The following is a 24,002-nucleotide window of genomic DNA, read 5'->3' on the forward strand; positions in this document are numbered from 1 at the left end:
GCAACTGCCAGTGAATGGCAGCAACGGGACAAGGCAGCCGCCCTGCCCCGCCACACGGCCCGGAGTCAGCAGGGCCGCACGTTAAGGCCGGCATACAGGCCCAGCGCGCGACTGGCCTGGATCAGACCCTCGATCACGTGGTCGCCCACATCCTGGTCCGGCCCGCCATCCTGCCGCGCCCGCTCGGCAGCCAGCAGAATGGCATGTACGGTGCGCAGCCCGGCCAATGCGCAATCGGCATCGGCCAGGGCCATGCAACGGCCGGGATTGAGCTGGCGTTCGGGCCAGGGCCGTCCATCCGATGCGCCCCCGCTGTCGATGCCACACAACTGCGCGACGAAGGTGATGGGCTCGCCTGCCACATCGGCATTGGCCGGCGCGTGACCGGTAGGCGGGAAGGAAGAATCAGACGTCTTCATGGGCATTCTCCATGCAAGGAACACGGTGATGCCGCCGAACAAGGGCGGCGGGCGATACGTGGCTGCAAAAACCCGGCTTCAGCGTTCGGGCGGATGTGCTCGCGCACACCCCCACGCACCGCCCGCCATGGAACGCGGACGGAATGCCAGCCGGCGCCGCGTGAAGCGACGCCGGCTGGCAAGCGTAAAACACGCTGAAGCTCGGGTTTGCAGTCCCGGCCACCCTTTTCCGGTGGCATGCGAAGGTGTAAACGCCAACGTACGATGTGCCAATGGGCAAACGCGCCACTGCAACAATTCGTACGATTCGCGACATTGTTGCACAGCCCCTGCGGACGTCCAGAACCTAGGGGCGCAATGGCTTGGCAGGTGTTAAGCCGCAGGCGCCGTTGTGGCGCGCGGCAGGATGGGGGTCGTGCGGATTACGTCACCCTGCGCGCGGCGGAGGCGCTTCGCGTGGGTGCGGGCCGGTCGTGGCTGTGCTCAGCCCTTGAAGTGAGGATCGGTCACCGGCAACAGGTTGTAGCTGGCCAGATCCCTTTCGAGCCGATGAACGCGCTCCACCTGCGCGTCGTCGGCGGGGTCAAACACACCCGGCACCGAGACGATCACCGTTCCCAGGCCATCAACCGGATGGACGGCATGCGCGTCGCGGATCTGCGCGTGGGTGATCTGCGCGGGCACAAAGCCCATCCAACCGAAGAATTCCCGGTGTTGATACAGGCGGCGGTCTATCTGATAGGTCACAAGCCCCTTCTCGGGCGTTCGGGACTTCACATCAACGCACGCGAACGAGGGCCGTATTGTCTTCACCAGCCCAATTAAAGCGTTGACCATCAGGGAAGGAATTGCCTCGCCAAAGGGCTCGGGCCTGACGAGACTGAAGGAATTGAATCCTGTTGTTGGGTTCAAATCCAACACGGCCAATCCCGGCTTGCGCCAGTCCCGATCATTGTCCACGTTGGCCAACGTGAGGGAGGCACCCAACGTTTCAAAATCACCGAACCGTCTACGATCTTTGCCAACATCCTGCTCCATTCGAAACAGGAGCGCACTCGAATCGTCGAGTGAAATACACTCTTCCTTAGGACTTGAAGGCAGTGCATACCATCTTCTCAGCGATGGGTGCAGTAGTGCGAGGCCTTGTACTGTTAGCGAGGCCAAGCTCAGCACCTCATCCGGTGAACGTGAGGCGGGGGTGGTCCACAGACTTTCCTGGGCACGAATGATCATCTGCTTCCTCCATGGATAGGCGACGGAAGCGCTTCGCGAGGGGGCGACAGGGCTGGCCGTGGTCGTGCTCAGCCCTTGAAGTGAGGATCGGTCACCGGCAACAGGTCGTAGCTGGCTAGATCCCTTTCGAGCCGATGAACGCGCTCCACCTGCGCATCATCGCAGGGATCAAATACGCCTGGCACGGAGACGATGACCGTGCCCAAGCCGTCCACAGCGTGGACAGCGTGCGCATCCGGGAGCTGCGTCTGATCAACCCGAGCCGGGACATACCCCATCCAGCCGAAGAAATCCCGATGCTTATACTGGCGTCTGTGTATCTGGTAGTAGGTCAATTCGCTTTCAGGCGATCGCGCTTTTACATCGGTACAGGCGAAATCAGGCTGGATTACCTTGACCAATTCGATCATCGCGCCAAGCATGATTGAGGAGATGTCCTCTCCAAAGGGTTCCAGCCCATTAATTCTCAAACTGGTCCAGCCACCGCCGGGACTCACGTTGAGCACAACCAACCCGGGTTCACGCCAGTCACGGTCATTGTCTACGTTGGCCAACAACAGTGAGGCACCAAATCCCTCGCCCCCCCCAAATTGCCTACGCGTCTTCTCGATATCCCGCTCCATCCTGTACAGGATTGCAGCAGAATCTTCCAGGGCAATACACTTCTCCTTTCTTCGCGATGGCAACGAATACCAGCGTTTCATCAAAGAGTGCAGGCGGGACAATCTTTCCGTCAGATCCAAGGCCTTGCTCAGCACATCATCCGGTGTACGGGAGACAATCGATGTGCGTAGATTTATTTGAGCGTCAAGGATCATAGGCTGGCCCTTCAACCCTTGAGGTTCGGATCTGCCACCGGCAACAGATCGTAGCTGGCCAGATCCATTTCGACGCGGTGCACCTTGTCCACCTGAGCGTCATCGGTGGGGTCAAACACGCCCGGCACCGAGACAATGACCGTACCCAGGCCATCAACTGGGTGGACGGCGTGCGCGTCTCGTATCTGGGCGTGGGTGATCTGCGCGGGCACAAAGCCCATCCAGCCAAAGTACCGACGGTGTTGGTACAGGCGCCGATCAAGTTGGTACGTCACCAAAGCTTTCTCGTGCGTCATCGCTTTGACATCCGTACAGGCATAGCGCGGCTTGACTTCCTCCACCAAGCCGATCATTGCATTGAGCATTAAATTTGGCGCAGCCTCACCAAATGGTTCAATCCCAACAAGACGAAACTTATGGGAGCCAAGTGTGGGATCCAAGCCGAGCACGACAAGGCCTGGCGTGCGCCAATCACGATCATTGTCTACGTTGGCCAGCAACAGTGAAGCGCCCAGCTCATCGAAATCCCCAAATCTGTCTCGATCCTTCTCGATATTCCGCTCCATCCTGGCGAGGATCGCACCAGTATTCTCAAACGGTATTGACTTTTCCTTTGCGTTCGATGGCAGCGCATACCACCGTGCCATCAACGGGTGAAGCGGCGCGAGACGTTGCGTCGCCTGTACCGCCAAACTGAGCAACTGGTCAGGTGTTCGAGAAACAGGATCCGTTCGCATGTTTGTTTGAGCACTGACAATCATCAAATATCTCCACGGAATGGTATGTGCCTGCAAAGCATTGGATCGACGTATTCCGTTTCAATGGCTGCCGCCATCGTTCGATGCTGCATGAAGCACCACAGTAGCTTTGCCTGCCGACCAGCAACACCGATAGCGCCGCGCTGCCTGTTCATCTGCACCCCCCAAGGCCTGAACACTCCATGCTCCACAAACTCATACTTGGGAAGTCCTGCTTCATTCAAAATATGGTCATACCTCCCCTTCGCCTCCACCACCGTACAGTCCTTCAACCAGAACCCATCAAACTCACAGGCGTTGAAGTGCCACTCCTGCACGGTACGGGAGAAGCCCTTCCGGTGCAGATAGTCAAACAACGTATCCACTGAGAAGAACGTCCGCGCCGGATCGGCCTTGTCCGCCACCATGAATCCAAAGCGCAGCGGTGCCGAGCGCAGGTTGGCGATGTACAGCTGGTACTCGTAGTTGATCAGATTGCGCCGGGTGACATAGCGCCCAGTGCGGGGTGGACCAATGAACCCTTCCTTCAGCAGGCACTCGTTGCACGCGGTCTCGCCGGGCATCTGCGAGCAGTCCACTTCCCGCGCCTTGGCCGTCGGCTCAGCGCGCGCATCCGGCTTGGCTTTGCCGCGCACCCGCTGCTGGATATCGCCCACTACATCGCGAATGCCGTCGGCCACGTCACCGGTGGTCGGCCCGCCATAGGGTTCCACCGGATTGCCGTCTTCATCCACGCTGCCGTTACCGCCTCCCATGCCGGGCCCAAGCCAAGGCCGCGGGCCGATGATTCTGGTGCCCATCGTTGCTCCTAGTGTCCTGCCAGATTCGACAGCAGATCCGCCGCTGCCAGGTTCGGGTTCTTTGCGCTGCGCATCCACATGTCCGCTGCCGGGACGGCCCGCAAACCGCGCGCCCACGCCACGTCCGCCTTCACCCAGCGCACCAGCACCGGCAGATGGATGGTCTGTTCAGCCCTTGAGGTTAGGATCTGTCACCGGCAACAGGTCATAGCTGGCCAGATCCATTTCGACGCGGTGCACCTTGTCCACCTGCGCGTCGTCGGTGGGGTCAAATACACCCGGCACCGAGACGATCACCGTACCCAGGCCATCGACCGGGTGGACGGCATGCGCGTCGCGTATCTGCGCGTGGGCGATCTGCGCGGGCACGAAGCCCATCCAGCCAAAGAACCGCCTGTGCTGGTAGAGCCGCCGGTCCAGCTGGTAATCCACCAAACCTTTGTCCGGCGATCGTGCCTTGACATCCGTAGCTGCGAAGAATGGGTCTACCACTTTCACCATTTCCGTCAGTGCATTGCGCAATAGGGACGGGAGTGACGCTCCAAATGGGTCAATTCCATCCACGCTGAGGAAATTGAAACCGGTTGTCGGATTCAAGCCGAGCACCACTACCCCCGGCTTTTTCCAATCACGATCATTGTCAACATTGGACAGCATGACAGAAGCGCCAAGCTCTTCGAAGTCACCAAAACGCTTTCGATTTTTTTGAATCTTCTGCGCCATTTGCGCCAAGATACCATTCTCGTCATCCAGCGGAATTGAATCCTCCTTACTACTTGAAGGCAGCGCGTACCATCGGTTCATCAGCGGGTGAACCTCGGCCAGCAGCGCGGTCAAATTCACAGCGATGCGCAGCAGCTCGTCCGGTGTTTTTGAAACAGGCGTTGTCCAGAGTTTCGTTTCCACTCCAAGAATCATGCACCACCTCCAGGAAAGGGTTCATATCTGCAGAGAGAAGGATCCAAGTTGCCCATTTGCATGGCCGCTGCCATCGTCTTTTGCTGCATGAAAAACCACAGGAGCTTTCCCTGTGGCTCAGCGATCGCGATAGCGGAACGCTGTCGAGTCATCTGCAACCCTAGCGGCTCGAAGACCCCGGGCCGCACAAATTTGTATTTCGCCTTTCCGTTCTCATCCAGAAACTGGTCATACCTCCCCTTAGCCTCCACCACCGTGCAGTCCTTCAACCAGAACCCATCAAACTCACAGGCGTTGAAGTGCCACTCCTGCACCGTACGGGAGAAGCCCTTCCGGTGCAGATAGTCAAACAACGTATCCACTGAGAAGAACGTCCGCGCCGGATCGGCCTTGTCCGCCACCATGAATCCAAAGCGCAGCGGTGCCGAGCGCAGGTTGGCGATGTACAGCTGGTACTCGTAGTTGATCAGATTGCGCCGGGTGACATAGCGCCCACTGCGGGGTGGACCAATGAACCCTTCCTTCAGCAGGCACTCGTTGCACGCGGTCTCGTCGGGCATCTGCGAGCAGTCCACTTCCCGCGCCTTGGCCGTCGGCTCAGCGCGCGCATCCGGCTTGGCTTTGCCGCGCACCCGCTGCTGGATATCGCCCACTACATCACAAATGCCATCGGCCACGTCACCGGTGGTCGGCCCGCCATAGGGGTCCACCGGGTTGCCGTCTTCATCCACGTTGCCGTTACCGCCTCCCATGCCGGGCCCAAGCCAAGGCCGCGGGCCGATGATTCTGGTGCCCATCGTTGCTCCTAGTGTCCTGCCAGATTCGACAGCAGATCCGCCGCTGCCAGGTTCGGGTTCTTTGCGCTGCGCATCCACATGTCCGCTGCCGGGACGGCCCGCAGACCGCGCGCCCATGCCACGTCCGCCTTCACCCAGCGCACCAGCACCGGCAGGTGGGTGATACGCCGCACATAGGCCGCGTGGTCATGGCTCTTCACCACGTCGTCCATCAGCGCCGCATCGCTCAGATGGCCGACCTGACGGGGGTACTCCTCGCGGATCTCCCGGCACAACAGCGGGAAGAACGTGGAGGGGTCAGGCAGGCGCAGCAGGGCTTCCTGTTCCTTTGTAATCTCAAACATCAGCCTGCCTCCGTTGCATGCAGCGCTTCGCGATCCAGGGTGTAGCGCTCGCCCAGCATCTGGAAACACCATTGCCGCAGCGGGCCCATCAGCTGCCTGCGCTGCTGCAGCGTGAAGGCCCGCTGCAAGCGCAGGAACACGCGGCCATCCCAGTAGCGCAGCAGTGCCAGCGTGCCGTTGGGGCGGTGCAGGTCCAGGCAGGCTTCCAGGTGCTGGAACACGGCTTCAAAGCCGGCCTCACTGCGCAGCCAGGCCACGACCGGCTTGTCCAGTTCCAGCGCCCGCAACCATCCATCCACCTGGGTGTGGGACTGCGCGGGCAACTGCAGCAGCCACGGGCCGACGGATGCGTGCGCAGCCTCGGGCTGGCGCGCAAACAGGGACCGGTGCGGCAGGTCCTGGGCGTACCAGGCCAGCGCCTTGGGCGTGTCGGCGTACGCCGCTGCGTCGACAATCACGTATCGATTCATTCAGCGCCCCAGGAACGGTGCGCCGGAGCGCGAAGCGGCCAGCAGGCATTCCTCACACACAGGCTCCTTGGCAGCCTGCAGCGCTACGGGCAACGGGGCCAGATCCGAGGCAGCAGCGGCGGGCCACACACCGTCAGCCCCGCCACCTCCCCCGCCCATGTCCACATAGACGCGGGATTGCTTGCCGGCAATCAGCGAGCAGCCGCACGAGAGCCTGTCGCCATGGCGTGCGACGGGCTGGCCTTCAAACGTCAGCGTGATGTCGCCACTGACGATGGTGGCCACGCGCTGGTGCTTGGGGCAGGTGGCCTTGTCGCCCACCCGCGCAACCGGCATGCCCTCGATGTCGGTAACCGGCGATCCGCAGATGACCCTGCCACCGCCCGTGGTTGCATCACCCACCACAATCAACGTCCTTGCCACCCTGCAATCCTTCGCCCATGGATGTGGCCCGAACCTAGCAACGCCCCACACCCCCTGCACTTCATTGCGGCGTCCATCACGGCGTGCATGCCGCGGCCAAACGCGCGCAATGGCCCGCAACGCAAGGGGTTGGCTGGATCACGGCGCATATCCATGGTGCACTGGCCGCCCTCACCCGGCTATGCAGAACGCGACAGATCGCGCCGACGGGACCTCACCCCGCCAGCCACGTACAATGGGCCTTCCCCCACCCACCGCGCCGGCACAGCCCGGTGCGGCGCTGCACGCCAAGACACGGCATGCGACACCTGCAAGGACCACCGATGAGTTCCTCCCCTTCCGATTCGCCGTCGCTGCTGCACGGTCGCGTCCTCGCGTTCGCCGCGATCCTGCTGGCCGCGATCAACCTGCGCACCGCCGTCACCTCGATCACGCCGCTGCTGGACGTGCTCGGCCAGCAGTTCGGCTTCGGCACCACCATGACCGGCGTGCTGGGCATGCTGCCGACCGCCTCGTTCGCGCTGTTCGGCGTAGCCACGCCGGCCCTGGCGCGACGCCTGGGCCTGGAGCGCACCACGCTGCTGGCGATGGTGATGGCGATGGCCGGCCTGCTGCTGCGCTCCAGCGCCGGCAATGTCGGCACGCTGCTGCTCGGTTCGGTGGTGGCACTGGCCGGCATGGGCATCGGCAACGTGGTGGTGCCGCCGCTGGTGAAGCGCTACTTCGCCAACAAGGTCGGCACCATGAGCACGCTCTACATCAGCGTGCTGCAGCTGGGCACGATGCTGCCGGCGCTGCTGGCGGTGCCGGTGGCCAACGCCGCGGGCTGGCGGGTGTCGCTGGGCATGTGGGCCCTGCTGGCGCTGGCCGCCGCGCTGCCGTGGCTGGTGCTGGCCACGCGCGCACCGAAGCCGCAGGCCGATGCCACTGATCCGACCGCGCAGCCGCATGGCAAGGTCTGGCGCACCTCGCTGGGCTGGAGCATGACGCTGATGTTCGGCATGACCTCGCTGATGACCTATTCGATGTTCACCTGGCTGCCGCGCATCGTGGTCGAGGCCGGTGGCACGCCCGCCTTCGGTGGCGTGATGGTGGCGGTGTTCTCGGCCCTGGGCCTGCTGCCCTCGCTGGTGATTCCGTCGATGGCGGTGCGCCTGCAGAACCCGTTCCCGCTGGTGCTGATCGGCTTCTTCTCGTTCGTGATCGCCTTCACCGGCCTGCTGCTGGCGCCGATGAAGGCCCCGCTGCTGTGGGCCTGCCTGCTGGGCGTCGGCCCATCCACCTTCCCGCTGGCGCTGACCCTGATCAATCTGCGCACCCGCACCCCCACTGGTTCGGCGGCGCTTTCCGGCTTCATGCAGGGCGTGGGCTACAGCTTCAGCTGCCTGGGGCCCTTCCTGGTCGGTTGGCTGCACACCGTCAGCGACGGCTGGACCCTCCCGTTCAGCTTCCTGTTCGGCTGTGCCACCCTGATGCTGTGCGCGTCCTGGGTGGCCTGCAAGCCGCGCAAACTGGAAGACCTGTGGTGATGCAGCGGGGCCGCGTGCCGGCCCCGACCGGGGGCGCTCTGCCTTCACGCGCAATTTGACGCCGGACTGACAATTCCCGGCGGATAGTGCCCACGAATGCCCATCCTTGCCGCGTGCCGGCATCGGGCATGGGGGCGGCACCGCCGCCCGGGCCACCACTCGGTGTGCGGGGGACTTTCGTTTCAGACAAGACATTGCAGGTCGCTGTCCGGGTTGTACCCGTCCTTGCTGGGCGGCATGCACGAAGGGAGTGACGCGGGCCACGGCCACGCCAAAAGCTGGCATGTGATGTGCGTCACAGTTTTCATGGTTGTCTGGTTCGGAAGCCAAGGGGGTCCCCAATGGTTGTCCACCGCCGGCTGGCGCTCTGCGTCGGCCTTGCCTGCACCGCGCTGGCCTGGGCCAGCAGCGCTGCCCCGCCTGACCGCGAGGCGGCGCTGGCCGAGATCGGCCGCTACCGCGACCAGGCCCGCTGGCTGGATGCGCTGGGTGCGATCGAACGCGCCAGCCAGCAGCAGCCCAACGACGATCTGCTGTTCAAGCTGCGCGTACTGACCCTGGGCGACATCGGCAACGCCTGGCGGGCCTGGGAGCTCTACCAGCAGCGCCCGCAGCTGTTCGACGCTGCCCAGAAGCAGCGCCTGGAAGGGGACTACCTGGCCAAGCTGGTGGTCTGGAGCCTGGCCTACAGCAGCAGCGAAGACAGCCGCCTGGAAGAGGCCGAATCAACCCTGGCCCGCATGCAGCGCTATCTGGGGGGCGAAGGCACGCTGCCGGCGCAGGCGCCGCTGCGCATCCGCATGGACCGGCTGATCCTGCTCAACCGCCTGGGCCGACATGCGCAGGTGCGCGAGGAAGCACGGGCGCTGCAGGCCGAAGGCCACACCCTGCCCGACTACGTGCTGCCCGCCGTGGGTGATTCGCTGATGGGTACCCTGCACCCGCAGGAAGCCATTCCGGTGCTGCAGGCCGCAGTGGCCGGCGACCCGACCCGCGACGCCTCGCATTCGGAGCTGGCCTATGCCTACCTGGAAAGCGAACAGCAGGAAAAGGCCATCGACCTGCTGCAGGCCTGGCGCGACAAGGAGCCGGCGTGGCGCTGGAGCAATGGCAAATCACCGTACCCGAACTGGTCACGCTACGAGGCCGACCTGAACCTGGCGATGGTGCGCGCCTACAGTGGCGATCTGCGCACCGCACAGCACGACCTGGAATCGATGGTCGACATCGCACCCGGCAACGGTGGGCTGCAGAGTGCGCTGGGCAGCGTGTACATGATGCGCGGCTGGCCACGCCGGGCGCTGCAGCGGCAGCAGATGGCACATGCGCTGGACCCACGTGACATCGAAGCCCGCCTGGGCATGGAAGAAGCCTACGTCGCCCTGCAGCGTGATGACCTGGCACGGCCGCTGCACGACGATCTGATCGCGCGCTACCCCACCCAACCCGCGGTCGAGCGCATGGACCAGGCGTGGCGCGCTCATCGCGGCTGGCAGCTGAAGGCATGGACCGACATCGGCCGCAGCTCGGGAGGCGGCGGCACGTCGCCACTGGGCAACAACGATCGCCATTACGGCGTTGAAGTCGAATCGCCGATGCTGGATGACCGCTGGCGGTTGTTCGCCTTCGCCGACCGCCGCTCGATCGACTTCCAGGACCAGCGCATCGACCCGCTCTGGCTGGGGGCTGGCGTGCGCTACCGCTTCGGCCGGCTGGATGCGGAAGCCGCGGCACTGCGCGCCAATGACCACATCGGCGACACCGGCCTGCGCGTAGGCGTCGGCTGGCAGTTCAATGATTACTGGCACGCCGGGCTGGTAGCCGCGCGCAATGATCCGGAAGCCTCGATGCAGGCCCGCGTGGCCGGCATCACCGCCGACAGCGTAAGCGCGCAGGTGGACTACCGGCGCAGCGAACTCACCCACTGGATGTTCGGCGCCAGCCGCTTCCGCTACGACGATGGCAACCATCGCGAGCTGGTCAGTACCAGCCTCGAACAACGGCTGCTGACGCGTCCACGCTGGCTGGTCGATGGCCTGGCAAGTGCGTACGCCAGTCGCGGCAGCCGCGACGACGTGCCCTATTTCAACCCGAAGCGCGACCGCATGGTCGAGATTGGACTGCGTATCGACCAGCAGCTGTGGCGTCACTACGAGCGCCATTTCCGGCACCGGCTGACGGTCTCGCTGGGCGACTATTGGCAGGATGGCTTCGGCAGCGCGCTGGTGCCGTCGGTGTCGTACATGCACGAATGGCAGCTGGGGCCGGGCCGCGTGTTCGAGTATGGCGTGCGCTGGTCGCGGCCGGTCTACGACGGCCATCGCGAGCGTCATATCGGCTTCGAAGCCGCACTGCGCTGGGGAGACTGACATGGCCCGCATCCTGCGACTGATCGTGCTGCTGTTGCTGGCCGTTGCACCGCCAGCTTTCGCCCAGCGGGCCCTGCATCTCGATGCGATCGACAATGGTCTGCTGATCCTCAGCTACCACGACATCCGCGACCAGGTGGCCGCCAAGGGCGATGCCGATACCTATGCGGTGAGTACGCAGAACTTCGCCGCGCACCTGGACTGGCTGGGCGCGCACGGCTACCACCCGGTCTCGCTGTCGCAGGTGATCGAGGCCTCGCAGGGCCGCGCCACGCTGCCGCCCAAGCCGGTGCTGCTGACCTTCGACGACGGCCTGCGCAGTGTCTATGACAAGGCCTTCCCCCTGCTCCAGGCCTACCGCTATCCGGCGCTGGTGGCGGTGATCACCGACTACGTGGACATGGCGCCGGGGCGCACCATCGACTATGGCTATCGCCCGTTCGGGCATGACGACTTCGTCACCTGGGCACAGCTGAAACAGATGCATGACAGTGGCCTGATCGAAGTGGCCAGCCACACCGATGACCTGCATCACGGCGTGCTCGCCAATCCGCAGGGCAACTCCACGCCGGCGGTGGTGACCCGCGTCTACAGCCCGGCCACCCACAGCTACGAAAGCGAAGCCCAGTACGAACAACGCCTGCGTGCCGACCTCTCGCGCAGCGTGCAGCGTATCGAGCAGCACCTGGGCGTACGCCCACGGGCCATTGTCTGGCCGTATGCCGCCTACAACCAGCTGAGCAACAACATCGCCGAGCAGCTGGACATGCCGGTTTCATTCGATCTGGAAGGCCGCAGCACACCGGTGGCCAGCGACCTGCACGGGCTGGCACGCTTCCTGGTCAGTGACAATCCGACCGTGGAGGGCCTGGCCTACGAACTGCGCCGTGACGTCGCGCTGGATGGCATCCGCGCGCTGCAGATCGACCTGGACGATGTATATGACCCCGATCCTGCACAGCAGGCGCGCAATCTCGATGCACTGATCGAGCGGGTCAAGCGCATCGCGCCGACCCACGTCTACCTGCAGGCGTTTGCCGACCCGGACGGCAACAACACCGCCGATGCGCTGTACTTCCCCAACCGCCACATGCCAATGCGCGCGGACCTGTTCAGCCGCGTCGCGTGGCAACTGAAATCGCGCGCCGGGGTGAAGGTCTACGCATGGCTGCCGGTGCTCGGCTTCGAGCTACCCGATCCGGTGCTGCGCAAGGCACTGGCAATCCGCAACGGCGATGCCGACGGCATGTACCGGTTGGATTTCACCAATCCAAAAGCGCGCCAGATCATGCTCGACATCTACGAGGACCTGGCGGTCAACTCGTACTTTGAAGGCCTGCTGTTCCACGACGATGGCTACCTGCGCAACACCGAACTGCCCGCACTGTCCTCCGGCGACGGCGGCAGCGCGCGCACCCAGGCGCTGATCGACTTCACCCTGGCCCTGCGTGACAGCGCCCAGCGCTGGCGACCGAAGCTGGCAACGGTACGCAACCTGTATGCCGAGCCCGTACTGCGCCCGCAGAGCGAAGCCTGGTTCGCGCAACGCCTGGACCTGTTCAACAAGGCCTACGACCAGACTGCGCTGATGGCGATGCCGTGGATGGAAGGCAGCAAGCACCCGGAGCGCTGGCTGGACCAGCTGCTGGCCGCCGTACGCAGCCACGATCCCCAGCTGCAGCACACCCTGTTCGAGCTGCAGACCGTCGACTGGAACAACGGCCAGCCGATTCCCGCCGAGCGCCTGCGCGCGCAGATCCGCCAGCTGCAGGCGCAGGGCGTGCACCACTTCGCCTGGTACCCGGACGACTTCATCGCCGACCAGCCCTCCACCCACGATGCCCGTGCGGCGATGTCCGCCGGCAACTTCCCGTACCCGGAGAAGTGACATGGACATGCATCCCATGCTGCTGATCCTGTTCCAGTTCGCCTTCTACTACCCGATGGTGATGGCGTTCTTCTGGATGTCCGGCGGGCTCTACTACTACTTCCGGCGCGAGCGCTACTCACGCCCGCGCAACGATCCACCCCTGATGGTCGACCATCCGTTCGCGACCCTGCTGATCCCCTGCCACAACGAATCGGAGAACCTGGACGACACGCTCGGCGCGGCGCTTGCACAGCGTTATCCGGCCGACTATGAGGTGATCGCCATCGACGACGGCAGCAGCGACGACACCGGCATTCGCCTGGACGCTCTGGCGGCCCGGCACCCACGGCTGCGCGTGCTGCACCTGGACCGCAACCTGGGCAAGGCCAATGCGCTGCGCATGGGGGCGCTGGCGGCGCGCTCGGAGTACCTGGTGTGCATCGACGGCGACGCGATGCTGGAAGAGCACGCGTTGCACTGGATGGTCTGGCACCTTGCCAGTGGCAGCCGGGTCGGTGCAGTGACCGGCAATCCCCGCATCCGCAACCGTTCGACCCTGCTCGGTCGCCTGCAGGTGGCCGAATTCTCATCGATCATCGGCATGATCAAGCGCGCACAGCGCGTGTACGGGCGCATCTTCACCATCTCCGGGGTAATCGCCGGCTTCCGTCGTACCGCCCTGCACCAGGTCGGCTGGTGGTCGGATGACATGGTCACCGAGGACATCGACATCAGCTGGCGCCTGCAACACGCGCACTGGGACATCCGCTACGAGCCGAACGCGCTGTGCTTCATCCTGATGCCGGAAACATTGAAGGGCCTGTGGCGGCAGCGGCTGCGCTGGGCGCAGGGCGGCGTGGAAGTGATGCTGCGGCATGCGCGGTCGCTGCTGCACTGGAAGGAACGGCGCATGTGGGGGGTGCTGCTGGAGTATGTGCTGAGCGTGGTGTGGGCCTACACCATGCTGTTCATCGTGCTGCTGTGGGCATTGGGAAAGTTCATCGAGCTGCCGCCGCAGCTGCACATCGTCAGCCTGTTGCCGGAATGGCATGGCGTGATCCTGGCGCTGGTCTGCCTGCTGCAGTTCGCCAGCAGCCTGATCATCGACCGGCGCTACGAAACACAGATTGGACGCAACTATTTCTGGGTCATCTGGTACCCGATGGCGTACTGGCTGATCAGCCTTTCCACCACCCTGGTGGCGCTGCCGAAGACGCTGCTGCGCCGTCGCCGCAAGCGCGCCACCTGGACCAGCCCTGACCGGGGAATCCGATGAACGCACAACGCCCATCCAACCGCTTCGACTCGCGGACGATCCGCAAGCCGCACCGCCAGCCGCGCTTCCAGCGCACGGCCTGGGGCTTCGTCACCCTGGCATTCTGGGGCTTCTACTTCTACCTGTGGGCGCCGCTGGTAACCCTGCTGTCGTGGCTGATTGGCGGCCAGCTGGCGTGGCAGCAGCTGTATGAGCGGCAGAACCAGCTCGATCCGTACGTGCTGGTGGCGTTGCCGCTGATGCTGCTGTGCGCCAGCGTGCTGCTGATCGGCTGGGCCGAGTACAACCGTGCACGCTTCCGCGGCCACGACCGGCGCCTGCCACGCCCGCTGGCCAGCCTCAACGAGGTCGCGGCCGATCTGGGCGCCAGCACCGGCCTGGCCGAACGCCTGATGGGATGCAAGGCCGCCACGCTGCACATGGATGAGCATGCACGGCCGATCGGCATCCGCCGCGAGGTGGTGTAGCCCCCTGCCCGTCAGGCGCCGACCTGGGGGGCACCTGCCTTGGTAGATGCCGACCTTGGTCGGCGCTCTCTCCGGTGGGTGCCGACCTTGGTCGGCACCGATGTCCGCCACGAGGAGCGTCCACGCATGGCGTGGATCTACTTGCGCGTCTGCCCTTCGCCGCGCACGACGAAACGCTCGACGGTGAGCGCTTCCAGGCCCATCGGGCCATAGGCATGCAGGCGTGTGGTGGAAATGCCGATTTCGCTGCCCAGGCCGAGCTGGCCGCCGTCGGAAAAGCGCGAGGAGGCATTGACCATCACCACCGCCGAGCGCAGCGCGTTGACGAAGCGCTCGGCATTGCCGCTGTCTTCGGTGGCAATCACTTCGGTGTGGTCGGAGGTATAGCGGCGGATGTGGGCAATGGCCGCATCCAGATCGTCGACCACGCGTACCGCCAGCACCAGGTCGAGGAACTCGGCGGCGTAATCCTCGTCGGTGGCGGCGCGGCTGCCTGGCAACTGCGGCTGGGCACGCTCGTCCGCACGCAGTTGCACACCGCGCTCGCCCAGCGCCCGTGCCACGCGTGGCAGGAATGCATCGGCCACGTCGCCGTGCACCAGCAGCGTCTCCAGTGAATTGCAGGCGGCCGGGCGGCTGCACTTGCCATCCACCAGCAGATCGATGGCCTTGTCCAGGTCTGCACTGGCGTCCACGAACAGATGGCAGACGCCCTTGTAGTGCTTGATCACCGGCACCCGCGCATGCTCGGCGACGAAACGGATCAGGCCTTCGCCGCCACGCGGAATGGCCAGGTCGATCAGCTCATGCAGCTGCAGCAGCTCCAGCATCGCTTCACGGCGCAGATCGGTCAGCACGGTCACCGCCGCCGGCGGTACGCCGTTGGCCTGCAAGGCACCGGCCAGCGCGTGGGCGATGGCGGTGTTGGAATGGATCGCCTCGGAACCGCCGCGCAGGATCACGCCATTGCCGGCCTTCAGGCACAGGGCGGCGGCTTCGGCGGTCACGTTCGGGCGTGCCTCGTAGATCATCGCGATCACGCCCAGCGGCACCCGCACCTTCTGCACGCGGATGCCGTTCGGGCGCACGTCGTCGCGGGTCACCTGGCCGACCGGGTCCGGCAGCCCGGCCACTTCGCGCACGGCTTCGGCCATCGCGAACAGGCGCGGCGGGTCCAATGCCAGGCGATCGAGCATGGCAGTGCCCACGCCCTTCTCGCGCGCAGCGGCGAGGTCGCGCGCGTTACCGGCCAGGATCAGCCCGGCATTCACTTCCAGTGCCTGGGCCATCGCCAGCAGCAGGGAACGGCGCGCCGCACTATCGAGGCCGGCAACAACCAGGGCTGCGTCACGGCAGGCGCGCGCCTGCGTTTCGATTCCGCTCATCGGGGTGTCCTTCAATCCGGTCATGGCAGCACCAGGTCGTCACGGTGAACAACGCTGCCACCGTAGTTGTAGCCGAGCAGGGCCTGGATGTCGCGCGAATGGCGGCCGGCGATCCTGCGCACATCATCGGCCGCGTACTGGCTGACGCCGCGGGCGACGCAGACGCGGCCCTGCGGGGCGTTCCAGCACACCTGCACCATGTCGCCGCGACGGAACGCGCCCTCTGCACCGGTGATGCCACCGGGCAGCAGCGAAGCGCCCTTCTCGCGCATCGCCTGTGCCGCACCGGCATCGATGATGATCGCGCCCTCGGCCAGCGGCGCATGCCTCAACCAGTGCTTGCGGGCCGCCTCGCGGCTGCGCGCGGCGTGGATGCGGGTGCCATACAGGCGATCCTGCGCCAGTGCACGCACCACGTCACCGCTGCGGCCATTGAACAGGTAGGTCTCGATGCCGAGCCGCCCGGCTTTCGCCGCTGCCTCCAGCTTGGTGCGCATGCCACCGGTGCCGGCACGCGAACCGGCGCCACCAGCCATGGCCAGCACGGCCTCATCCAGTTCGGGCACGTCGTGCAGTGGCCGTGCGTCGGCGGCCGTGCGCGGGTCGGCGCTGTACAGGCCATCGATGTCGGTGGCGATGAACAGTGCATCGGCATCGACCAGCGCGGCGACCGTGGCGGCCAGGTTGTCGTTGTCCCCGAGCTTGAGTTCGTCCACCGACACGGTGTCGTTCTCGTTGACCACCGGCAGCGCACCCAGCCGCAGCAGTTCGCTGAGCGTGGCGCGTGCGTTGAGGTAACGGCGGCGGTTGCGCAGGTCGTCGTGGGTCAACAGCACCTGCGCCACCGGGCGTTCGAAGAAGCGCTGCCAGAGCCCGATCAGCTGGGCCTGGCCAAGCGCGGCCAGAGCCTGCCGGGCTGCCATCGCCGCACCGGGTTCATCGGCCCGCGGCAGGATCGCGCGCCCCGCCGCAACCGCGCCGGAAGACACGATCACCACCTCGCGCCCGGCCAGCACGTTGGCCGAGACGAACTGGGCCAGGCCCAGCGCGTGGCGTGGCGACAGGCCGCCGCCATCGGCGGCCAGCAGGCTGCTGCCGACCTTCAGCACCGCGCGCCGCCAGGGCGGCAACGCCTGTTCCGGGAACGGCGAGGCGACAGCGGCAGCGTGCAGGGTCATCGGTCAGGGCCTCAGCGGGTAATCCATTCGTGCACGGTCAGGTCGGAGGCCTGCATCGTCACCAGCGGATCGGTGGCGACGATGGCCTGCGCCTGCGCCAGGCTCTCGACATTGCACAGCACATAGGCGCCACCGCTGCCATCGGCGAAGCCGCCGGTCAGCTGCAGCTTGCCCTGCGCCTGCAACGCATCGAGGAAGTCACGGTGCGGCTGCACTGCCTCGGCGTTGAAGTCGGGCCGGCGCATGGCCAGCACCAGGTAGACGGTGCCTGCCATCAGGCCAGCGCCTGCCAGCGCGCGCGCAGCTCATCCAGGCGCAGGTCGGCGGCCGAGCCCGGCGACACGCGTGCGGCCAGGCTGCCTTCCGGCGTACGGCCCTGCCCTGCACTGTCGGCGCCTGCCGCCGCGGCCTTGTAGGCATCGCGGAACGGCACGCCGGCCACCGCCGCTTCCACGGCAACGTCGGTGGCGTACATGCCCGAGTCGATCGCCGCGCGAACCTTGTCGTCGCGCCATTCCAGGTTGGCCAGCAGCGCCGGCAGCAGTTCCAGCGCGGACAGGCCGCGGCCGAAGCCATGGAAGATGGCGCCCTTGGACGACTGCAGGTCGCGGTGATAGCCCGACGGCAGCGACAGAAGCTGCTCGATCTCGGTACGCGCGGCGGCGACGCTGGCGTGGGTCGCGCGCATCAGCTCGATCACGTCCGGATTGCGCTTGTTGGGCATGATCGAACTGCCGGTGGTGTACTGCGCCGGCAATGCGACGAAGCCGAATTCGGCGCTGGTGAACAGCGACAGGTCCCAGGCGATGCGGCGCAGGTCCAGCGTCGCGCCCCCCAGCGCTTCCAGCGCGGCCAGTTCGAACTTGCCGCGCGACAGCTGCGCGTAGATCGGCGAGATCTGCATGCGCGCAAAGCCCAGCGCGGCGGTGGTGTGTTCACGGTCCAGCGGCAGGTTCACGCCGTAGCCGGCCGCGGTGCCAAGCGGATTGGCATCCACCAGCGCAAAGGTGTCGCGGGCACGGGTGGCGTTGTCGATGAAGGCCTCGGCCCAGCCGGCCCACCACATGCCGGCCGAGGACACCACGGCACGCTGGATGTGGGTGTAGCCGGGGATCGGCAGATCCTTCTCGGCCTGGGCACGGTCCAGCGCGACCTTGGCTACTTCGGCGCTGATCCGCGCCACGCGCTGCAGCTTTTCCTTCAGCCACAGGCGGGTGGCGACCAGGATCTGGTCGTTGCGGCTGCGGCCGGTGTGGATCTTGCGGCCGGCGTCGCCAAGGCGCTCCGTCAGCCGTGCTTCGATCGCCGAATGGCCATCTTCGTACTGCGTGTCCAGCATGAAACGGCCGTCGCGGAAGTCCTGCGCCAGCACCTCCAGCTCGCGCAGCAGGCCGGCCAGCTCGTCGGCGCTGAGGATGCCGATGTGCTGCAGGCCCTGCGCGTGCGCGGCGCTGGCGGCGATGTCGTGCAGGAAGAATTCGCGATCGAGGATCACGTCGTCGCCGGCGAGGAAGGTCTGGATCTGGGCGTCGACGGCGACGCCGGGCTTCTGCCAAAGAAGGTCTGCCATGGGGGCTCCGGAATGCGTGTTCAGTGCGGGATCGACGTCAGTTCGTCGATGCCCAGCGCGAGGTTGAGGTTCTGCATGGCCTGGGTGGCCGCGCCCTTCAGCAGGTTGTCCAGGGTCGCGACCACGACCACCCGCTTGCCGCCCGGGGCCAGGGTGAAGCCACCGACCTGGGCGCCATGACGACCGGCAATGCGGCTGACCCACGGCGCTTCATCCACCACCTCGATCAGCGGCTCGCCCGCATAGGCCTGCTGGAAGCGCTCGACGATCTGCTCGCGGGTCTGCACGCGGTTCAGCCACAGGTTGGCGGTGAGCGTGATGCCACGGAAATGCGGCGCGACGTGCGGCATGAACTCGACGGCCACGCCCAGCTGTACCGACACCTCGCGCTCGTGCACGTGATTGGTCAGCGCATACGGCATCAGGTTGTCGGCCAGCAGCTCGACGTTGTTCTTGTCCGACGGCGTGGTACCAGCACCGGAGTAACCGGAGACACCGAAGCACTGCGGCGGGCCGGCCAGCAGGTCCAGCAGCGGATGCACCGCCAGCTGCATCGCGGTGGCATAGCAACCCGGGTTGCTGATGTGTTTCTGGCCGTTGTAGCGGTTGCGGGTCAGCTCCGGCAGACCGTAGTACCAGCTGTTGTCGAAGCGGTAATCGGCCGAGAGATCGACGATGACGGTCTCCGGCCTGGCCGCTTCCAGCGCAGCCACGAACGGTGCGGCCAGGCCATTGGGCAGGGCCAGGATCACCGCGTCCACGCCCTTGGCGGCCACCGCGTCAGCATCCAGGCTCTCGTACTGCAGATCGCCCTGGAACTCCGGGTGATGGTCCGACAGGCGCTGCCCGGCGCGCTCGCGCGAGGACACGAAGGCCAGTTTCAGGCGCGGGTGTGCGGCCACCAGCTTGATCAGCTCGGCGCCGGTATGGCCGCGGGCACCGACGATGCCCAGGGTGAAAGTCGAATCGTTCATGCGTGACGGTCCAGGCGGTACTGCAGGTGGCGCTTCACGCCCTGCCATTCCGCGTCGATGATGGAGAAGATGACGGTATCGCGCGGCGTGCCATCGGCATGCCGCTTGTGGTTGCGCAGCACGCCATCCTGCTTGGCGCCGAGGCGGGCGATGGCGGTGCGCGAGGTGGCGTTGAACCAGCTGGTTTCCAGCACCACGCTGATGCAGCCCAGCACTTCGAAGGCGTGCTGCAGCAGCAACAGCTTGGCTTCGGTATTGGCGCCGGTGCGCTGCGCGCGCGGCGTGTACCAGGTGTAGCCGAGACTGAGCTTGGGCACGCTGGCGTCCATGTCGTAGAAACGGGTGCTGCCGATGATGTCACCGGCGGCATCGCGGATCACGAACGGCAGCCCCTTGCCTTCGGCCTGCGCCTGCAGCGCGGCCTGCACATAGGCCTCGGCCTGCTCCGGCGACGGCACCTGGGTATACCAGAGCTGGTCCAGGCCGCTGCCTTCCAGCGCGGCACGCAGGCCGGGGACGTGTTCAAGCTGCAGCGGCTGCAGCAGCACGTGCTGCCCGCGCAGTGTGGGGACGGTGTTCCAGGCGGCCGGGTTGCTCATCGCTCAGCCCTGCAGGCTCGGGGTGCGCTGGGCGCAGTGATCGACATAGGTCTTGATGCGGTCGATGCCGTCGGCGCCGAACCAGAACACCTTCCAGTGATCCTGCTTGTAGCAGCCGTCGGACTCAGCGTAGTAGAAGTGGTTGATCGGATTGCCGTGGCGCGAGCGCCAGAACAGCTGCGGCGTTTCTTCCAGCATCACGTTCCAGACCGCGCGGCCCAGGCCTTCGCCCTGCGCATCGTCCAGCACGGCGAACTTGTCCAGGTACACGCCTTCGGCTTCATCGGTGAGGATGACCGCAGTACGGTAGTTCTCGCTGACGTAGGCGCGCAGCAGCCGGGTCTTCTCGAAATAGTCCGGCACCAGGGTGCGGCCGAAGCTGGATTCGATCAGCTGCTTCAGGCGCGGCAGGTCCAGTTGCTCCCATGCGGTGGCGCGCAGCACCTTCTCGCCCTTGCGCACCAGCGTGCCCGAGCCCTTGTGGGTGAACAGTTCCTTGGCCAGGTCGGCCGGACGGGTGATCGACACCGACGATTCCAGCGGCAGGCGATCGAGCAGATCCTTGATCTGTTCGATCTTCACCTTCATGCCACCGTGGATCCACGGCTGCGCGATCAGGTGGTCGTACTCGGTGGACAGGTTGATCGAATCGATCACGTTGCCGGCCTCGTCCAGCAGGCCACCGGTACCGGTCAGGAAGATGATCTTGTACGGCTGCAGCTCCTGCACCAGCTCGTTGGCGGCGAAATCGGCATTCACGTTGAGGATCTGGCCACCGGCGGTCTCGCCCAGGCTGGTGATGACCGGAATCGAGCCGGCACGCAGGCTGGCTTCGATCGGCGCCAGGTTGACCTTCTTCACCTCGCCGACCAGGCCGTAGGTGTCCACGTCCAGGTATTCGGCCTCGAACACGCCACCGGTAATCGAGGTGGCGCGCGCGCCGTTCTGTTGAAGAGCTTCGACCAGGCGCAGATTGGACTGCTGGAACACCCGGCGCACGATCGCCAGCGCTTCCGGCGAGGTCACGCGCAGACCGTTGACGGTCTGCTTCTCGATGCCGGCGGCAGACAGCTCGGCATCCAGCTGCGGGCCAGCGCCGTGCAGCACGATCGGGGTCAGCCCGACTTCCTGCAGGAACGACAGCGAGGAGGTCAGCGCGTCGAGATCATCGCGCAGCACCGCGCCGCCGACCTTGACCACGGCGAAGCGCTTGGCATCCAGCTGCGAAAAGCGCTTGAGGTACTGGCTGATCTCCTTCGCGCTGGCCATGCTGGAAAGCAGGCGCACGATGGTCTGGCGGGTCTGGCGGTGAGGCTGGAGGGCAGGAGACATTTCGGTTTCGTCGGAAAGGGAAGAATCAGGCGCCGGCGGCGATGATGCGGTGCACGGCGTCGGTGTAGCGCTGCAGCTGGTCCAGCGTCACGAACTCATCGGCGGTGTGGGCCTGGGCGATGTCGCCCGGGCCAAACACCAGGGTGGTGTAACCGGCGGCGGAGAACAGCGAGGCCTCGGTCCAGAAATCCACCGCGTTGCCGATCGGCAGTTCCAGCGCATCGGCCACGTCGCGTGCCAGCAGGCGGCGGTTCTCGGCCTCGGCGATGTCACCGGCCGGCAGGCTGGGGCCACGGAAGGTTTCGGTGAACAGTGCGGCTTCCGGTTCGGCGAAGCCGGCAAAGGTCGCCAGCAGGCCGTCGATATCCATCGACGGCAGCGGACGGAAACCGAACCGCACTTCAGCGGCCGGCGCAATCATGTTGGCCTTGATCCCGCCCTCGACACGGCCGATGTTGAAGCGCAGGCCGGTCAGCCCGCCGAAGCGGGCCGAGGCCAGCGATTCCACATGGTCCAGCGCGCGGTTGCCCCAGCGCATGGCCTGGTGCAGTGCACTTGCGGCCGCATCCTGCTTGCCCGAGGCATGGCCGGCGCGGCCGGCAAACTGCATCAGCACCGAGCTGATGCCACGGTGCGCCAGCACCGCCTCGCTCATGGTCGGCTCGGCCACCAGCACCGCTTCATAGGGCAGGCCACGGGCCAGGAACGCAGCGATGCAGCGCGGGTCGTTGGCTTCCTCGTCGCTGGAGAACAGGAACGCGGCATCGCCCTCGCTGGCGTTGGCCGCCGCCACCAGCGCAGCGGCAGCGCCCTTGATGTCACACACGCCAAGGCCGACCACGCGGTCGTCCAGGCGCCGCATCACGTGCGGGTCGGCAGTCCAGTGCGGCGAGTCGGGCACAGTGTCCAGATGCACGTTGAACAGGTACTTCGGCGTCCCGCGCACGGCGTACAGGCTGACCGCACCCGCGCCGTGGTCGATCACCTCGACGTTGAAGCCGGGCAGGTTCGCGCGCAGGTAATCGAAGATGCCACCGGTGGTGATCGCACGCGGCGGGTTGCGGGTGTCGAAGGACACCAGGGCCTGCAGGTGATCGAGCGTCTGTTCAAGCATGAATCAACAATCCTGGTAGTGCCGGCCGCTGGCCGGCAACGATGTCGGTGGTGAATGCCGGCCAGCGGCCGGCACTACCGTCACAGGTCAACCGCGATTGACCTGCGCATAGACAGTGGAACTCATGCCGAACAGCTTGATGAAGCCTTCAGCCTCTTCCACGCCCCAGTCGGCCGACTGCGCGTAGGTGGCACCCTTGGTGTTGAGCAGGTGCGGCGACTTCACCGCCACCGCGTCGACGCGGCCGCCACGGGTCTCCAGCACCACTTCACCGTTGACCTTGGCCTGCGAGGACTTCAGGAAGGCCTCGATGTCGGTCTTCAGCGGGTCGTGGTAGAAGCCTTCGTACACCAGCTCCACCCACTTGCGCGCCACGTCCGGCTTGAAGCGGTTCTGCTGCTTGGTCAGCACGGCGTCTTCCAGCGCGCGGTGCGCGGCCAGCAGCGAGACCAGGCCCGGGGCCTCGAACACGATTCGGCCCTTCAGGCCGATCACGGTGTCGCCGGTGTAGACGCCGCGGCCGACGCCATACGGCGCGAACAGCTTGTTGAGCTGGGCCAGGATCTGGTCGCCCGGCAGCGCCTTGCCGTTCAGTTCGACGGCTTCGCCTTCGACGAACTTCAGGGTCACGGTCAGCGCCTGTTCCGGCCATTCGCTGCGCGGCGAGCACCAGCCACGCGCGCCTTCACCCGGGGCTTCCCAACGATCGATCTCGCCACCGGACATGGTCACGCCCAGCAGGTTCTCGTTGATGGTGTAGGCCTGCTGCTTGGCGCGCACGCCGAAGCCGCGCTCTTCCAGATACTTCTGCTCGTAGGCGCGGGTCTGGGTGTGTTCCTTCTGGATCTCGCGGATCGGCGCGATGATCTGGTAGTCGCCCAGCGCCTTCACCGCCAGGTCGAAGCGGACCTGGTCATTGCCCATGCCAGTGCAGCCGTGGGCGATGATGTTGGTGCCCAGTTCGGCGGCACGCTTCAGCGCGGCATCGACGATCAGGTAGCGGTCCGAGACCAGCAGCGGGTACTGGCCCTGGTAGCCTTCGCCGGCCCACACGAACGGCTTGACGAAGCCTTCCCAGATGGCGGGGCCACCGTTGACGGTGACGTGGCTGGTCACGCCCAGCTCGGCGGCGCGCTTCTCGATGAAATCACGCTCTTCATCATCGACACCGCCGGTGTCGGCGAACACGGTGTGCACGTTGTAGCCGCGCTCCTGCAGGTACGGCACGCAGAAGCTGGTATCGAGGCCGCCGGAGAAGGCGAGAACGACGTCTTTGTTGCTCATGGGGGTCAGGTCCACTTGGTGATGAGATTTCGGTAGAGCCGACCGCTGGTCGGCTGAAATGTTGGATGCGCCGCT

The 24,002-nt window shown here is 65.5% G+C and carries 24 protein-coding genes; 5 read left to right on the forward strand and 19 right to left on the reverse strand.

The genetic code is table 11. From position 1 onward, the window contains the following. Positions 1-65: 65 nt before the first annotated feature. The 10 genes from N5C18_RS21405 to N5C18_RS21450 form a co-directional block, all read right to left on the reverse strand. Positions 66-419: a hypothetical protein gene (locus tag N5C18_RS21405; protein WP_197564299.1), complete on the reverse strand. Its 354-nt coding sequence runs from the start codon at positions 417-419 to the stop codon at positions 66-68. Between the two features lie 483 nt (positions 420-902). Further along, positions 903-1,652 carry an Imm52 family immunity protein gene (locus N5C18_RS21410; protein ID WP_279945559.1) on the reverse strand — a complete coding sequence of 250 codons (750 nt, stop codon included), beginning with the start codon at positions 1,650-1,652 and terminating at the stop codon, positions 903-905. Positions 1,653-1,720: 68 nt separating this feature from the next. Continuing rightward, the gene (locus N5C18_RS21415; protein ID WP_279945560.1) at positions 1,721-2,470 is read right to left on the reverse strand and encodes an Imm52 family immunity protein; all 750 of its coding nucleotides are present in this window, start codon (positions 2,468-2,470) and stop codon (positions 1,721-1,723) included. 11 nt (positions 2,471-2,481) lie between these two features. Next, positions 2,482-3,231 (reverse strand): Imm52 family immunity protein, encoded by a 750-nt coding sequence (locus N5C18_RS21420; protein ID WP_279945561.1) that lies wholly within the window; start codon positions 3,229-3,231, stop codon positions 2,482-2,484. Beyond that, positions 3,231-4,028, reverse strand: coding sequence for a Tox-REase-5 domain-containing protein (locus N5C18_RS21425; protein WP_279945562.1), 798 nt, complete (start codon positions 4,026-4,028; stop codon positions 3,231-3,233). Before N5C18_RS21425 ends, N5C18_RS21420 begins: the two co-directional genes overlap by 1 nt. 168 nt (positions 4,029-4,196) lie before the next feature. Continuing rightward, on the reverse strand, positions 4,197-4,946 hold the full coding sequence (locus N5C18_RS21430; protein WP_279945563.1) for an Imm52 family immunity protein: 750 nt from the start codon (positions 4,944-4,946) through the stop codon (positions 4,197-4,199). After that, entirely contained in the window at positions 4,943-5,743 is an 801-nt protein-coding gene (locus tag N5C18_RS21435; protein ID WP_279945564.1) for a Tox-REase-5 domain-containing protein, read from the reverse strand. Before N5C18_RS21435 ends, N5C18_RS21430 begins: the two co-directional genes overlap by 4 nt. Positions 5,744-5,751: 8 nt before the next feature. Beyond that, positions 5,752-6,087 carry a hypothetical protein gene (locus tag N5C18_RS21440; RefSeq protein ID WP_180880689.1) on the reverse strand — a complete coding sequence of 112 codons (336 nt, stop codon included), beginning with the start codon at positions 6,085-6,087 and terminating at the stop codon, positions 5,752-5,754. Next, positions 6,087-6,557, reverse strand: coding sequence for a DUF4123 domain-containing protein (locus N5C18_RS21445; RefSeq protein ID WP_279945565.1), 471 nt, complete (start codon positions 6,555-6,557; stop codon positions 6,087-6,089). Before N5C18_RS21445 ends, N5C18_RS21440 begins: the two co-directional genes overlap by 1 nt. Next, on the reverse strand, positions 6,558-6,980 hold the full coding sequence (locus tag N5C18_RS21450; protein ID WP_053511419.1) for a PAAR domain-containing protein: 423 nt from the start codon (positions 6,978-6,980) through the stop codon (positions 6,558-6,560). Positions 6,981-7,303: 323 nt separating this feature from the next. Here N5C18_RS21450 and N5C18_RS21455 point away from each other — a divergent pair, with 323 nt between their 5' ends. The 5 genes from N5C18_RS21455 (at position 7,304) to pgaD (ending at position 14,491) form a co-directional block, all read left to right on the forward strand. Then, a complete protein-coding gene (locus N5C18_RS21455) occupies positions 7,304-8,509 on the forward strand; it encodes an MFS transporter (RefSeq protein ID WP_053511418.1) in 1,206 nt (401 codons plus the stop codon). A gap of 341 nt (positions 8,510-8,850) precedes the next feature. After that, positions 8,851-10,878: a poly-beta-1,6 N-acetyl-D-glucosamine export porin PgaA gene (gene pgaA / locus N5C18_RS21460; RefSeq protein ID WP_279945567.1), complete on the forward strand. Its 2,028-nt coding sequence runs from the start codon at positions 8,851-8,853 to the stop codon at positions 10,876-10,878. Position 10,879: 1 nt separating this feature from the next. After that, complete coding sequence (gene pgaB / locus N5C18_RS21465) at positions 10,880-12,766, forward strand: poly-beta-1,6-N-acetyl-D-glucosamine N-deacetylase PgaB (protein WP_279945568.1); 1,887 nt, start codon at positions 10,880-10,882, stop codon at positions 12,764-12,766. A gap of 1 nt (position 12,767) precedes the next feature. Beyond that, positions 12,768-14,024, forward strand: coding sequence for a poly-beta-1,6-N-acetyl-D-glucosamine synthase (pgaC, locus tag N5C18_RS21470; protein ID WP_279945569.1), 1,257 nt, complete (start codon positions 12,768-12,770; stop codon positions 14,022-14,024). Next, positions 14,021-14,491 (forward strand): poly-beta-1,6-N-acetyl-D-glucosamine biosynthesis protein PgaD, encoded by a 471-nt coding sequence (gene pgaD, locus N5C18_RS21475; RefSeq protein WP_008266968.1) that lies wholly within the window; start codon positions 14,021-14,023, stop codon positions 14,489-14,491. Before pgaC ends, pgaD begins: the two co-directional genes overlap by 4 nt. Before the next feature lie 137 nt (positions 14,492-14,628). Here pgaD and N5C18_RS21480 read toward each other — a convergent pair whose 3' ends face one another. From N5C18_RS21480 to N5C18_RS21520, 9 genes are all read right to left on the reverse strand, one after another. Then, on the reverse strand, positions 14,629-15,900 hold the full coding sequence (locus N5C18_RS21480) for a glutamate-5-semialdehyde dehydrogenase (protein ID WP_279945570.1): 1,272 nt from the start codon (positions 15,898-15,900) through the stop codon (positions 14,629-14,631). Continuing rightward, positions 15,897-17,054: a glutamate 5-kinase gene (gene proB, locus N5C18_RS21485; RefSeq protein ID WP_180880699.1), complete on the reverse strand. Its 1,158-nt coding sequence runs from the start codon at positions 17,052-17,054 to the stop codon at positions 15,897-15,899. Before proB ends, N5C18_RS21480 begins: the two co-directional genes overlap by 4 nt. A gap of 11 nt (positions 17,055-17,065) precedes the next feature. Beyond that, on the reverse strand, positions 17,066-17,329 hold the full coding sequence (locus N5C18_RS21490) for a YciI family protein (protein ID WP_279945571.1): 264 nt from the start codon (positions 17,327-17,329) through the stop codon (positions 17,066-17,068). Next, positions 17,329-18,624, reverse strand: coding sequence for an argininosuccinate lyase (gene argH / locus N5C18_RS21495; protein WP_279945572.1), 1,296 nt, complete (start codon positions 18,622-18,624; stop codon positions 17,329-17,331). The genes N5C18_RS21490 and argH overlap by 1 nt, the downstream gene beginning before the upstream one ends. 20 nt (positions 18,625-18,644) lie before the next feature. Then, positions 18,645-19,598, reverse strand: a complete 954-nt coding sequence (argC, locus tag N5C18_RS21500) for an N-acetyl-gamma-glutamyl-phosphate reductase (RefSeq protein WP_180880702.1) — start codon at positions 19,596-19,598, stop codon at positions 18,645-18,647. Further along, positions 19,595-20,197, reverse strand: coding sequence for a GNAT family protein (locus tag N5C18_RS21505; protein WP_197564308.1), 603 nt, complete (start codon positions 20,195-20,197; stop codon positions 19,595-19,597). Before N5C18_RS21505 ends, argC begins: the two co-directional genes overlap by 4 nt. Positions 20,198-20,200: 3 nt before the next feature. Beyond that, entirely contained in the window at positions 20,201-21,529 is a 1,329-nt protein-coding gene (locus N5C18_RS21510; protein ID WP_006457088.1) for an acetylglutamate kinase, read from the reverse strand. 25 nt (positions 21,530-21,554) lie between these two features. After that, complete coding sequence (locus tag N5C18_RS21515; protein ID WP_164242069.1) at positions 21,555-22,643, reverse strand: acetylornithine deacetylase; 1,089 nt, start codon at positions 22,641-22,643, stop codon at positions 21,555-21,557. 87 nt (positions 22,644-22,730) lie between these two features. Continuing rightward, positions 22,731-23,927, reverse strand: a complete 1,197-nt coding sequence (locus tag N5C18_RS21520; RefSeq protein WP_053450318.1) for an argininosuccinate synthase — start codon at positions 23,925-23,927, stop codon at positions 22,731-22,733. Positions 23,928-24,002: the final 75 nt, after the last annotated feature.

The organism is Stenotrophomonas sp. GD03930, from assembly GCF_029839665.1.
Taxonomy (GTDB): domain Bacteria; phylum Pseudomonadota; class Gammaproteobacteria; order Xanthomonadales; family Xanthomonadaceae; genus Stenotrophomonas; species Stenotrophomonas forensis.